Annotated in this window: 6 protein-coding genes; all 6 read right to left on the reverse strand. The window is 38.0% G+C overall.

Features of this window, described 5'->3' with window-relative positions:
* On the reverse strand, window positions 1–2,571 hold the full coding sequence (locus AC4FQ5_RS11365) for a glycosyl hydrolase 115 family protein (RefSeq protein ID WP_491143370.1): 2,571 nt from the start codon (window positions 2,569–2,571) through the stop codon (window positions 1–3).
* Between the two features lie 39 nt (window positions 2,572–2,610).
* Window positions 2,611–5,076, reverse strand: coding sequence for a glycoside hydrolase family 31 protein (locus tag AC4FQ5_RS11370; protein ID WP_491143372.1), 2,466 nt, complete (start codon window positions 5,074–5,076; stop codon window positions 2,611–2,613).
* A gap of 58 nt (window positions 5,077–5,134) precedes the next feature.
* Window positions 5,135–7,063, reverse strand: a complete 1,929-nt coding sequence (locus AC4FQ5_RS11375; protein ID WP_491143374.1) for an alpha/beta hydrolase-fold protein — start codon at window positions 7,061–7,063, stop codon at window positions 5,135–5,137.
* Window positions 7,064–7,156: 93 nt separating this feature from the next.
* Window positions 7,157–8,776 (reverse strand): glycoside hydrolase family 43 protein, encoded by a 1,620-nt coding sequence (locus AC4FQ5_RS11380; RefSeq protein WP_491143376.1) that lies wholly within the window; start codon window positions 8,774–8,776, stop codon window positions 7,157–7,159.
* 121 nt (window positions 8,777–8,897) lie between these two features.
* Window positions 8,898–10,613, reverse strand: coding sequence for a glycoside hydrolase family 43 protein (locus tag AC4FQ5_RS11385; RefSeq protein ID WP_491143378.1), 1,716 nt, complete (start codon window positions 10,611–10,613; stop codon window positions 8,898–8,900).
* Window positions 10,614–10,631: 18 nt separating this feature from the next.
* Window positions 10,632–13,094 (reverse strand): glycoside hydrolase family 95 protein, encoded by a 2,463-nt coding sequence (locus tag AC4FQ5_RS11390; protein WP_491143380.1) that lies wholly within the window; start codon window positions 13,092–13,094, stop codon window positions 10,632–10,634.
* Window positions 13,095–13,319: the final 225 nt, after the last annotated feature.

The following is a 13,319-nucleotide window of genomic DNA, read 5'->3' on the forward strand; positions in this document are numbered from 1 at the left end:
TTATCTTTTTTTAGGACTTTCATCCATTTTCAGATACGTTTCTTCGTAACCACCGATATCTACAACTACTTTGTACAAAACAATTCCGGGGTCTAACGGTTCCATTGTTAAAGTATGTAAACCATTTTCATTCGGAGAGACTGCAAATATTTCGGTTTTTTCCACTAATCTCGCCGCAGCTGCAGGATACATTTTGGTATAATTATTTGCCCAGGTCAAATCCTGATTGATGCCAATCGTTTTTGAATCATTTTTATCGAAATAAGCTTTAACGCTGTGTCCTCCTTTTTTGAAAGGAAGTGTAGAATCAAAGAAAAAATGAACTTTTACAGTGGAAGAATTATTTTTTAATTTGAATTGATATGTAATGGAAGAACCGTCTGTTTTCTCGGTGTAAGGCATCAAGGCAATTCCGGATAGCGTTCTTCCCAAATCAGGAATGACTGTCCATTTTGTGTTTTTTGGATTTTTAGTTTCAAAAAAATGTTCGGCTTCCATTGCCACTACACCATTCTTTTCTTCGAAAATATAACCGCCGGTTTTAGATTCTTCGGAAGTGATTCTGTAAACGGTTGGCTTTATGTTTCCTTCTTTCGGTTCGTCCCAAGATTTGTAGCCGATGTGTGTTTGATCCATCATATGATTCCATTTTCCACCGGAAATATTCAGGTTGTAATCTTTCGTGTATTCGGCATCTCTGGCGAAACATTCATCGGCATAATCTGCCCAATAATTTGCTTTCGTATCTTTTTCATCCGCCAGTTTGTGGTTCATTGCAACTGCATAATACATATCGTAGAGATTGGCCATTGCACGAACAGGATGCAAAACGATCTGTTTGTAAGTGTCTTTGTAAGCTTCATCTAAAATCAAAAACTGTCTCAAAGCTCTTGTTTCCAAAGCCAAATACGAATCTCTTACCTGTAGAAATTCTCCGCTTTGGAGATTGTAGGTTTTGTGATTCATCATTTCTGCGGAAACTCTTGAGTTGTATTTACAATACAGATTGATGATTTCTGCAATTTCCTTCGCATTGTGATTTCCAAAATGTTCTTCTGCAAACTTTACAGTATAATTTTCAAGATTATCCGGAGTAAAAGAAGTCGGATTCCACGCCATATTCAGGAAGAAATCCATTGGATATTCGTTGGGTTTTAAATCTCCAACATTCAGAATCCAGATTTTATCCACACCATAACTATAGGTCAATTGCAACTGTTCCCACATATGCGGAATCTGCGTCATATTCAGCCATTGATAGGCTCTTGGTGCACCGTGCAAATCGACGTGGTAATACATTCCATAACCTCCCGGATGTTTTTTCGCATCGAGATAAGGCAGTCGGCGGACATTTCCCCAATTGTCATCACAAAGCAGAATCGTCATATCATCCGGAACTTTCATTCCCTGGTCGTAATAATCCAAAACTTCGCTGTACAACGCCCAAAGCTGTGGTGTTTCTTTTGCCGGTTTTTTAGTTACTTTTTCGATAATTTTACGCTGATCCTGCATAATTTTCTCCAGCAATTTAAAATTGGCTTCAGCACTTCCCAAATCGCTCATCGGTTCATCGCCATCGCCACGCATTCCCATCGTTATGAGATTGTCGTAGTTTTTGTTTCGGCTAAAACCGTCTTCCCAAAATTTCAGAAGACCATCTTTGTTGGTGTGGTAATTCCATTCGCCGTTTCCGTATTCTTTGCGGTGATTTCCCCATTCTTTTTGGGCACGCATCATCGGTTCGTGGTGCGAAGTTCCCATCACGATTCCATATTCATCAGCTACTTTAGGATTGAGCGGATCGTCTTCGTTGAAGGCTTTTCCCCACATTGCAGGCCACAGATAATTGGCTCTGAGACGAAGCAAAAGCTCAAACATATTCGCATACATTTTGCTGTTGATGTCTCCGAATTTGGTTCTTGCCCAAGTTCCAAAAGCAGGTTCTTCATCATTAATGAAAATTCCACGGTATTTTACTTTAGGCTCGCCAGAAGCAAAATATCCCGGAATTACGTATGCCGAAGAACGTTTTTTTACGGGAACATCATTCCAGTAATACCACGGAGAAACGCCTAATTGTTTTGATAATTCATAGATTCCGTAAATGGTTCCTCTTCTGTCGCTTCCTGCAATGATGAGCTGTTTTTTGGATTTGAATTTTGGATTTTCGACAGTCGTAATTACGAAACTTTCCCATTTTCCTTTTAAATCTTTGGCATTGATTTTTTTGGATGAAATAAGTTTGTCAATGATTTTATTTGTGCCTAAAGTTCCAATGATGATTTCAAATTCTCCGAAAGCTTCCGTAGTTGAAAGATTGGGTAATTTTCCTGTTACTTTTTGGATATCTGACTGCAAATCTTTCGCAGCACGAATAACTGCAACATTTTCTGATTTATCATAAAATAAATTTGCAACATTTCCGTCCGTTGAAACAATTGGAAAACCATTATTATCTGAAATGATATTTTCTGTGATTCCTGAAGTTTGTTGTGCGAAGACGTTTCCGTTTTGTGACAAACAGAGTATGAAGTTTAAAATGAAAATTTTATAAAAGGTATTTCTTAGCATATCTTCTTTTTTGATTTAATTCTACAAATTCGGATTCTGTTATTTTATTACGACTTTAGTATTTTTTCCGGAGTAAGAAACTGTATTCTGCTGACCATCAGGAAGAATTATGGTAAAATTTCTTTTCTCAAGCATTCCCTTATATTTTCCTTTTCGAGTGTCAATAGTTAGCGTATGGCATTTGTCATTCCAATGCATTGGTATTTCTGTAAAATCTCCTCTTTCGTAATTGTAATTGTCAAATTCATCTTCGTATAAAACAAAATCTGCATCTGAACCCGGATAAACTTTAATAGTAAGATTGTCCCATTTTTTCTCAGTTGCATACTGAACATCGGGACCGAAAGGAATAATACTTCCGCCTTTTACATACAAAGGAATACTTTGAATATTGACCGTTTTTTCGATTTCCTGTCCGCCGTTATGCTTTGCATTGGTCCAGTAGTCATACCATACAGAACCGGATGGAAGATAGACTTTGACCGATTTATTTTGTGTAAAATCTACATCCGTAGCAGAAGGTCCTTTTTGAATCTCCTCTTTTTTATCCCAACCGGTTTGTTCGTTGGTCTTTACTATTTTTTCAGGGGTGTATTGTGCATTCAGTACGGGAGCGACCAGGAAGGATTTCCCAAACATATATTCATTATTGATGTCCCAAACTTTTTTATCTTCTGCAAAATCCATTGCCAACGCTCTCATAAAACTCGACTGGTTTTTAGAAACGTTCCTAGAAACAGAATAAATATAAGGTAACATACTGTATCTTAATCTGATGAATTTCTCAACAGCATCATAAACCACCTCTCCTTTTTTTCCGAACTGGTAAATCTCTCTCGGTACATCGGCTCCGTGCGAACGCATCATCGGCGTGAAGGTTCCGTATTGCAACCAACGTACATACAATTCCTGAAACATCGGATTTTTTGAACCTGAACTCTCGCTCCAGCCTTTTTTATAAGTTCCGGCAAAGAATCCACCGATGTCCGAATTGAAATTAGGGTTTCCGGTAAGGCTAAAATTTAAACCAGCCGGAACCTGATTTCGCAAAGATTCCCAAGAAGAATTAACATCGCCCGACCAAGTATTGGCGCCATATCGTTGCTGACCCGCAAATGCAGACCTTGTCAAAATAAAAACTCTTTTATCACTTGTTTCAGATCGCTGATGGTCATAAACCCCACCAACAGTCATCAACGGATACGCATTTCTAACTTTTCTGAAAGAGCCTAAATATGTTTTCGTGTCTAAATCTTCAGATTTTTGGCTAAGATGATCTGGTTCTGTAGAATCCATCCACCAAGTGTCTACCCCAAGACTGAAAACGCCTTTATTCAGATATTTCCAGTAAATATCCCTGGCTTCGGGATTATAGGCATCGTAAACACGCACTCCGGAAGGATAATTCATATCGGGAGGCCAAACTTCTCTGCCCGATTCCGGCCACGTTCCAAAATTGAAAAGCATTCCTTTTTTGTCCATTTCACGGTAAGGGTTGGTCATCGGTCCGAATGACGACCAGATGGAAACAGACAAATGCGCATTCATTCCGTGGATGTCATTAATCATTTTTTTAGCATCAGGAAAATCGGGACTGATAAAATCCATCGCATTCCACTGATAATTGTTTCCCCAATATTGCCAATCCTGAATAATTCCGTCCAGAGGAACTTTCAAATCACGGTATTTTTTGACCACATCTACAATTTCATTCTGACTTTTGTAGCGTTCTTTACTTTGCCAGAAACCATACGTCCATAGCGGAAACATCGGAACATTTCCGGTAAGGTCACGCATTGAAGCAACCACGCCGTCAGCATTTCCGCCGTACATAAAATAATAATCGACGCCTTCTCCCACTTCGGAAGCGAAAGATGTTTTCTGAGTAGTATCGGTAAACTGAGTTGGCGAATAATTATCCCAAAAAATGCCATAACCTTTTACAGACTGGAAAAAAGGCACAAAATCCCAGGTGTTGTTTTGTACCATTCTGATATCCTGATTTCGTTGGGATAATTTCCCGTTCTGAAGAATTCCCAAACCATAAATCGGTTCGTCTTTTTCCAACTGAAAAGATTGGGTTACGGAATATGTAGGATTTCCGGCATCGTTAAAAGGTTTGAAACTACTTCCGCTTTCTTTGAGAAGTTCTTTTCCGGATGTTGTTGTATAAGCAATTTCTCCGCTTTTTGTATTAATGGAAAGTTGTAAATCATTTGTTTTTAATAATAAAATATCTTTATTTTCTGTAATTGAGAATTTTGTTTTCTGTTCCTGTTTAATAACAGACAGGCTGTTTTTTACAAATGATTTTCCCGCAGGATATTTAATGATTCGCACCGTGTGAGGTCCGTAAAATTTCACTTCCACATTCATATCAGCTGTAGAAAAGCTCAATCCTGCATCTGTTTTTTTATACGACTGTGCATTGGCGTTCTGCTCTATTCCTGATAGTACCACAATGGTAATAAGTAAAGCTTTTATGTTTATTTTTTTGAAATTCATATTTTGTGATTGTGGATTTGAATTAAATTTTAACAGCTTAAAAACTGAAGATTAAATTTTAATTTTTAAAAAGCAATTGAGCAAACTGATACAGATTGTTTCTCCAAACCGGCCAGGTGTGACCGCCGGTATATTCGGAATAGGAATATTTAATCCCGATCTCATCCAATTTTTTATTCATTATCTGACCATTTTTGTAAGCGATATCATCTTTTCCGCCCATCGCAATCCAGAAATTTTTAATATTTGAATTGAATTTCGCCTTATTTTCGGTAAGAAATTTATACTCGTCGTCGGCTACGTTCTGCAACATAGGAAGCATCCATCCGGAACTGAAAACGCCCAGAGAAGAAAACATTTCCGAGTTCTGAATTCCTGTGTATAACGTATAAATCCCGCCCATTGACAATCCTGCCAAAGCTCTGTTAGAAGCATCTTTTTTAACTCTGAAACCAGATTCCGTAAATGGAATTACAGATTCTTTCAGTTCTTTTTCAAACATCTGAAGGTTTCTGATACCAAAATTTCCAAATCCGGCAGGTCCGATATTCGCATCCGGCATTACCACAATCATCGGTTTTGCTTTTCCTTCGGCAATCAGATTATCAAGAATCAGATTGGTTTTTCCCTGCATTGCCCAACCGCTTTCATCCTCGCCGCCACCGTGAAGAATGTAGAGAACCGGATAACTTTCATTCACATTTTTGTCGTATCCAGGCGGAGTATAAATGAACATTCTTCTCCACGAATTTGTGATTTTCGAATACAAATTCTGAATACGGATATCACCGTGCGGAACGTCTTTCAGGGCATAATAATCGTCTCCGGCAAAAGGGATTTCGATTCCGCTGGCGTATCTTCCCATTCCGTAAAATGATTTGCTTGACGGGTCTGCAACGGCAACATTATCAATCAGTAATGAGTAATAATGAAAACCTTCACTCAAAGAATCTGTGGTTGCCGTCCAAACGCCGGAAGTTTCTTTTTTGAGGTCATATTTTTTCCCTAAATCGATTTGCACTTTCTGCGCATCCGGTGCTTTTACTCTGAAAATTGCCTTTCCATTAGGTAAAATCTGAGGAAATTGAGCACTCCTGACGTTTGATTCGGCTGGACTTCCAAAAACCGTAAATTCAGAAAATTTGGTTTTATCGACAGGTTTAAAAATTAACTGTGAAAAGATATACAAATCGTTTTTCCAGACTTTAAAATCGTGACCGCCCGGTTCTATGTAAAAGATGTGCGGAATTTTATTTTCTGTGAGATAATCACTCGTTCTTTTGCTGAAAGGCATCAATCCGTCCTGGTCGCCGCAGGAAATCCAAAGGAGTTTTAATTCTTTAGCTTTTGCAGGATTCGGAAGTAATTGTTGAGGTTCTTTGGTATTCGGAGCAGATGAAAATCCGCCTACCCAAGCGAATTTGTCGATATTTCCCAATCCGAAATTCAGGGTTTGTCCGCCACCCATTGACAGTCCGGCAATCGCTCTGTTTTCTCTGCTTTTTTTAACAGGATATTTTTTTTCGATGAAAGGAATCAGATCGTTCAGCAAATCTTTTTCGAAAGTTGCAAAAGCTTCCACTTTATCTTTTGCCATAATATTTCCCGTTGCTCTGTCGTCTTTCATCGCTCTGCCATTGGGCAAAACAACAATCATCGGCATTAGTTTTCCCTGCGCATAAAGATTGTCGAGAATAATCTGGGGCGTTCCGTTTCTGAACCATTCTTTTTCATCTCCACCAATGCCGTGAAGCAGATATAAAACCGGATATTTATTTCCTTTTTTGAAACCTGGCGGTGTATAAATCAAAGCTTTTCTTTGAGTTCCTACCGTTTTTGATTCATATTTTATGGTATCAATTTTCCCGTGGGGAATTTCTTTTTTTTCAACGTCGAAACCTTGCGGTGCCTGTTTATCAAAAGTTTGTGCAGAAATAAAAATTCCTGATAAAATAAAACCTAAAGCCAATACAATAGAATTTTTCATAATTTTTATTTGTATTTTTTACACTTATTAATTTAGACAAAAAAATAATATCCAACGGAATTATTTTTATTTTTAAACATTAATTTAAAATATTTATTTTATGACTGAAGGATCTGTAATTCTGAAAAAATCAATATCTACAAAACCTCCCGTACTTTTCGTTGCAAAATTGAAAATCGCAAATTTGGAACCCATGAATAACCTTCTGTAATCGAAAATCATTTTGTAATCTTTCTCCATTTCTGTCCAGTTTTTCTGGTCGGTACTGTAAGAAAAATCTGCTAAATCTTTTCCAAGATTAAAGTCTGTTTCAATACGGAGGAAAATCTTATCTGAAGTTAAGGGAATACGCTTTTTCTCTTCCTTTTTGACTCCGGTAATCGCTTTCGTTTTATTATCAAGACTGACTTCATTAGTAGAAAAAGTCAAAAATTTCTGGTTCCCTTCTTTTATAACCGATAATAATCCTGAATCACCATTAAATGCACTGAATCCTGCAACATCACCGTCTTTCATTCCCTTCAAATCTAACGCAACAATAGCACTTGATTTTGGACCAGTCATCCTTTGCGTTAAAGTATTTGGAGCTGCATAAATATTATCTACAACACGGCTCGTTTTTAATCTCAGAAAGCCTTTTTTCTCGGATAAAGACCAGGCTTCGTTCATTGGATTATGGTTCCATTGCCATTGGATTTTCAGTTTTTTATCTGAAAACTCATCACTTTCCACGATGTTATTTTTCGGTTTAAACGGAGGAAGAGGAATTTCACCTTTTAAAGGGACTTTTCCGTTGCCGCCTAAAACCGGCCAGTCATTTTCCCATTTTACAGGAATCAAAATCGGAACGCGTCCTACTCCGCCTCTGTCCTGAAAAATCAGTGAATACCAATTCCCGTTTTTATCATCAATCAAAGCACCTTGCCCAGCGTAGGAAAATCCTAAAAAGTTGTCTTCGAGAATGACTTTTTTCTCATAAGGTCCAGTCACTTTATCCGCTCTGTAAACTTCCTGACGGCGTTTCCCGCCTTTTGGCCAGGAAATCATCATCATATAATATTTTCCGTTTTTTTTAATGATTTGATTGCCTTCCAGAAGTCCGGTTTCCGAAGAATCCTTTTCAAAAACTACCGTACCTTCAGGATTTCCGATGACTTCTTTAAAATCAGAACTTAATTCAAAAACTTTGTTGGAAGTGAAGACATAAACCCTGTCGTCATCATCAAATAGCAACGAAGCATCGTGAAAATGTCTGGTTCTTGTGATCAGTTTCCAGTTTCCTTTTTCGGGATTATCCGTTACATAAAAATAAGATTTAAATGGTTCGTCATTAGGAGAGAATAAAACGTAATATTTTCCTTTGTGATATCGGATGGAAGATGCCCATTGTCCGCGACCGTAAACCGTTCCGTCAATCAAATCATATTTGGAATTATCATTCAATGTATTGAAAACATAGCTTGACATTTCCCAATGTACGAGATCTCTGGAATGCATTACCGGCGCCCCCGGCATCAGGTGCATCGTGGTGCTTATGAGATAAAAATCATCACCGTTTCTGGTGACTGACAAATCCGGAGCATCTGCCCAAATGACAGGATTGGTAAATGCCGTCGTCTGCTGTTTCTGGGCAGGATTTACCTGGGCCGAAAGGAGATTCAACCCGATAAATCCAAAAAAAGAAACTATATAAAATGGTTTATTAATTTTCAAAATTTTAATATTTTGGTGGTGATTTTAACTTTTTCTCTCGCAGATTTTACGGATTTGGCAGATAATTGTGTTATTAAAAATCAGCTCAATCTGTTTAATCTGCGAGATTATCATTTTTATATTAATTTGGCACAATATCATTAGAAGATGTGCTATACAAACCAATCAAACTTCCTGTGAAACCACCTGCCACATCGGTTGAAAGAATATCTCCGGAAACCGGACCTCCAAGGTTTTTGAAGTTTTTGCCATCCAAAGAATAATTAAATTGATGTTCATCTTTTTCACCAACTACCTGCAATTTGATCGTTTTTGAAAGTGAAATCTTTTCGCTGGCAATAAGTTTCGATTCTCCTTTTTCTGTTCTCTCCAAAACGATGTAAAAGTCTTTATCTTTTTTGGTAATTCCAAAAACGTAATTGAATCTTTCGCTTTGATAACAAGTTATTCCTGCCAATTCTTTTTCAGATTTCGGTTTGAAATCCAACGTTACGGAAGTCTCAAAATCTTCGTGTTGCAATCTGTGGAATAATGCCGAAACCGGAGCCAAAGCTTTTATATTGGTTTCAAAAGGAGTGACTTTTACACCGTTTTTTGCTGTAGTAATAAAGTTTTCACGAGGTCCACGCATTGCAATCCATCGATAATCCAGGTTTTTATCCGTCAGCTTATCGTTGTAAGTGAAATTTCCGTTCGGGAAAAATCCGGTTTGTCCGGTTTGGTTTTTTACGCCTTCCGGTAATTTCAATTTTGGTTTCATTGGAACTAAACCGTTTTCAAACACAGGATACGTTCCACTCCAGTCTACGGGAAGAATGAAAGTTTCTCTTCCGTGATTCACACGTCCTTTTTCGTTTGGACGAATCGCCAGAAATACTCCGAAATATTTTCCATCAGGAGTTTCCACCAAATCAGCGTGGCCCGCCCAATCCACTTTATCTTTTCTGTCTTTCGGGAAATATCGCTGAGTTAAAATAGGATTATTTTGTGCCGGAATGAAAGGACCTTTCGGAGAATCTGACATAAAAATAACTTCGCTGTGGTTACCGCCAGTTCCGCCTTCTGCGCACATCAGGAAATATTTTCCGTTCTTTTTATAAATATGTGGACCTTCTATCCAAATTGGTTTTTGGGAAAGGTCAACACCACCGTTTACAATAATTTTATCTGAACCCGCAATAACCTGGTCTTTTTCCAAATCGTAATCCCACATTTTGATGACACGGTGACCGTTGTACTGCTCAGTTCCTTTTGGTGGCGCATCATTGTGAACGATGTATGCTTTACCATCATCATCAAAGAAAATTGCAGGATCAATTCCGTCAAAATTCAGTTTCTGAACTTCGCTCCATCCTTTTGCAGGGTCTTTGGTTTTCACGACCATATTTCCTACTCCACCAGCAATCTGGGTAGTAATCATATAAAAAGTGTCGTTGTTTTTATTATATTTGATATCAGGAGCGTAAATTCCCTGCGAAACGCCACCTTTTTCTACCTTAAGCTGAGAAGGTCTGTCGAGAACGTGACCAACCTGTTTCCAATTGACCAAATCTTTTGAAGTGAAAATCGGAACGCCGGGAAACATTGAAAATGAAGAGTTTACAAGATAATAATCGTCTCCTTTTCTGGTAATGCTCGGGTCGGGATAACACCCCTGGAGAATCGGCGAATAAAATTCGTTCTCTTTCAGTGGATTGTTTGTGTATATTTTATCATTTCCACGATAGGAAAAGTCTGAAAAAGTCTGTGCGGAAATGCTGCTAAAAGATAGTAAGGCAACAGCAGCCATTGTTGTTTTCTTTCTTAAAAAAATCGAATGCATTATTCTCTGTTTCATTGTTATATTTTTAGATTATTATTTAATTTTTAATATGTAAGTTTTTCCTGCTTCTGTCGGAAAATCATAAGTGAATCTTTGTTTCGTTTTCACCGGATTTAATTGAGCTTCAGGAGAAATCAAAGGTTCTTTGATTTTCGGAATTTCAAAATAAAGATTTTCATTTTTTCCCAATGCTACTTTTAATAAGCTTTTTCCTTTCAATTCCAATTCATTAGGTGCACTGATTCTACAGTTTCCACCCAGATTTGATTTGATGACAACTTCTGTAGCTTGATTGTCTTTCCAAAAGATGCTGACCTCGAAACCGCCATACGTTTTCAGTCCGGAAATATTTCCGTTTTTCCATTCGTCGGGAAGTGCTGGTAAAATGTCAATGCTTCCGTTTTGTGTCTGTAAAAGAATTTCTGTAATTCCTGATGTGCAACCGAAATTTCCATCAATCTGAAACGGCGGATGGGCATCAAACAGATTCGGATACGTTCCTCCTTTTTCGCCCCAACCGTCTTTTTCTACCAAAGTCAACTGGTCTTTTATTAATTTATTTGCGTGGTTTCCGTCTAATAATTTAGCCCAAAGATTGATTTTCCAGCCCATCGACCAGCCTGTAGAAACATCACCACGATGTAATAAAACTGTTTTTGAGGCATCAAAAAGTTCAGGTGTTGTGACAGGATTGATTTGATTTCCTGGAAACAATCCATACAGATGAGAAACGTGTCTGTGATTGTCTTTCGGGTTGTCCCAGTCTTCCATCCATTCCTGAAGCTGACCGTATCTTCCTATTTTCATCGGTGGTAACTTGGAAATGATATTGTTCCAAACCGGAATTTTATCTGAATCTATATTTAAAATTTGTGCTGCTTTTTTTGTTTTGCTGAACAGGTCGAACATCAGCTGATTATCCATCGTATTTCCTGCTGCCAAAGCACTTCCCTGATGTTCCTGCGGAATATTTTCGGGAGACATAGACGGACTTACAACCAACCATTTGTGGGTAGGTTCTTCAATCAGGAAATCTTCATAGAACTGTGTCGCAGATTTTAGAACGGGATAAATGGATTTGAGATAATTTTTGTCTCCGCTGTATAAATATTTTTCCCAAAGATGCTGAGAAAGCCAGGCGCTTCCCATTGGCCATTGTCCTGCATTGGCAAAGTCCACAACGCCCGTAATTCTCCAAATATCCGTGTTGTGATGTGCGACCCAACCACGGCTTTTGTACATTACTTTTGCTGTTTCTGCTCCGGTTACGCTCAAATCTTTTATCATCTGAATCAATGGCTCGTGCATTTCCGGCAGGTTGGTTTTTTCCGCAGACCAGTAATTCATTTCCGTATTGATGTTGATGGTGTATTTGCTGTCCCACGCCGGTTTGTTGGAGTTGTTCCAAATCCCTTGAAGATTAGCAGGCTGACCGCCTGGTTGCGATGATGAAATCAGGAGATAACGTCCAAACTGATAATACAATGAAACAAGTTCCGGGTCGTAACTGGTGGTAAAATTCTTAACACGAATATCGGTAGGAAATTGTGAAGCAGGGGAAGTTCCGAGGTTGAAATCTACCCTTTTGAAATAATTCTGGTAAGCGTTGAGATGATTTTTAAATAAGGTATTGAAATTTTTTGTTTCTGCTTGAGTAATGTAATTTTTGCTTTTTGAAACTTCGTCGGTGTTCAAAGTTTTGTAGTCTGTGAAGTTGGTGGCAATCGAAATCAGAATCATCACTTCATCTGCATTGGCAACCGAAATTCCGTTTCCTGAAACAGAAGTTTTTCCACCTTTAGTAATAAATTTAGCCAATGCATTGAATTTAACCTTACCTTGAATGCCATCTAATGTGGAGGAAAGTCCGTCCATCTGCAAGGTATTTGCATCAATCGCTTTTACATTTTTTTTGAGTTCGCTGTTGAATCCGGCATTGAAATTCAGTGCATTTTTTTTGTCTGAACTTAGTTTTATCACAATTACCTGATCCGAAATTGAAGCGAAAACTTCTCTTTTATAATGAATTCCGTTGGAGTAAAATGTGGTCGTTGTTATTGCCTTTTCAATATCAAGCTCACGATAATAATCTTTAACATCGCCAAGATTAGTAAAATCAAGATTCAAATCTCCGATATTCTGAAAAGCTGAACCGTGAAGTGTTTTTGCCGTTAAACCTTTATTGGAAAGGACTTCGGCTCTTTTGTAATTTCCGTTAAATAAATAATACCGAATAGAATCCAACACTTTGGAACCATCAGGATTGTCGTTTCGGGAAGGACCACCCGACCAGAATGTGCCCTCATTCAGCTGAAGTCTTTCTTTTGAAGGATCGCCGAAAACCATTGCCGCCAATCTTCCGTTTCCAACAGGTAACGCTTCCACCCATTGTTTGGCGGGTTTGTCGTACCAAAGCTTGTATTTCCCGCCTTTCTGGGCAAAGGAAAACCCACTAATGAAAATACAGATGGTTAATATGCAATGTTTTACGTTCATTTTTACTTTTTATGCTTCATTTTTTTCAACAGAATTCATCTTACTTTTCGTTTTAATAATTCCCCAAGCTGCAACATAGAAAACTTTGCAGATTCCAGTAAAAAAACGATTCTCAGCAAACTTTTTATTCTTAACAGAATGAGTCATTATTTAATTTAAAAAACTGATTTGATTTTATAAAAATTTTAAAAACAAGACCTTAACTGTGAGAATCATTAAGGTCCT

It is taken from the genome of Chryseobacterium sp. DT-167, from assembly GCF_058310155.1.

What these genes read in the sequence shown, in the direction of transcription:
- AC4FQ5_RS11385 (WP_491143378.1), bottom strand. Translation starts at nt 10,613, where the DNA reads ATGAAACAGAGAATAATGCATTCGATTTTTTTAAGAAAGAAAACAACA.
- AC4FQ5_RS11365 (WP_491143370.1), bottom strand. Translation starts at nt 2,571, where the DNA reads ATGCTAAGAAATACCTTTTATAAAATTTTCATTTTAAACTTCATACTC.
- AC4FQ5_RS11390 (WP_491143380.1), bottom strand. Translation starts at nt 13,094, where the DNA reads ATGAACGTAAAACATTGCATATTAACCATCTGTATTTTCATTAGTGGG.
- AC4FQ5_RS11375 (WP_491143374.1), bottom strand. Translation starts at nt 7,063, where the DNA reads ATGAAAAATTCTATTGTATTGGCTTTAGGTTTTATTTTATCAGGAATT.
- AC4FQ5_RS11370 (WP_491143372.1), bottom strand. Translation starts at nt 5,076, where the DNA reads ATGAATTTCAAAAAAATAAACATAAAAGCTTTACTTATTACCATTGTG.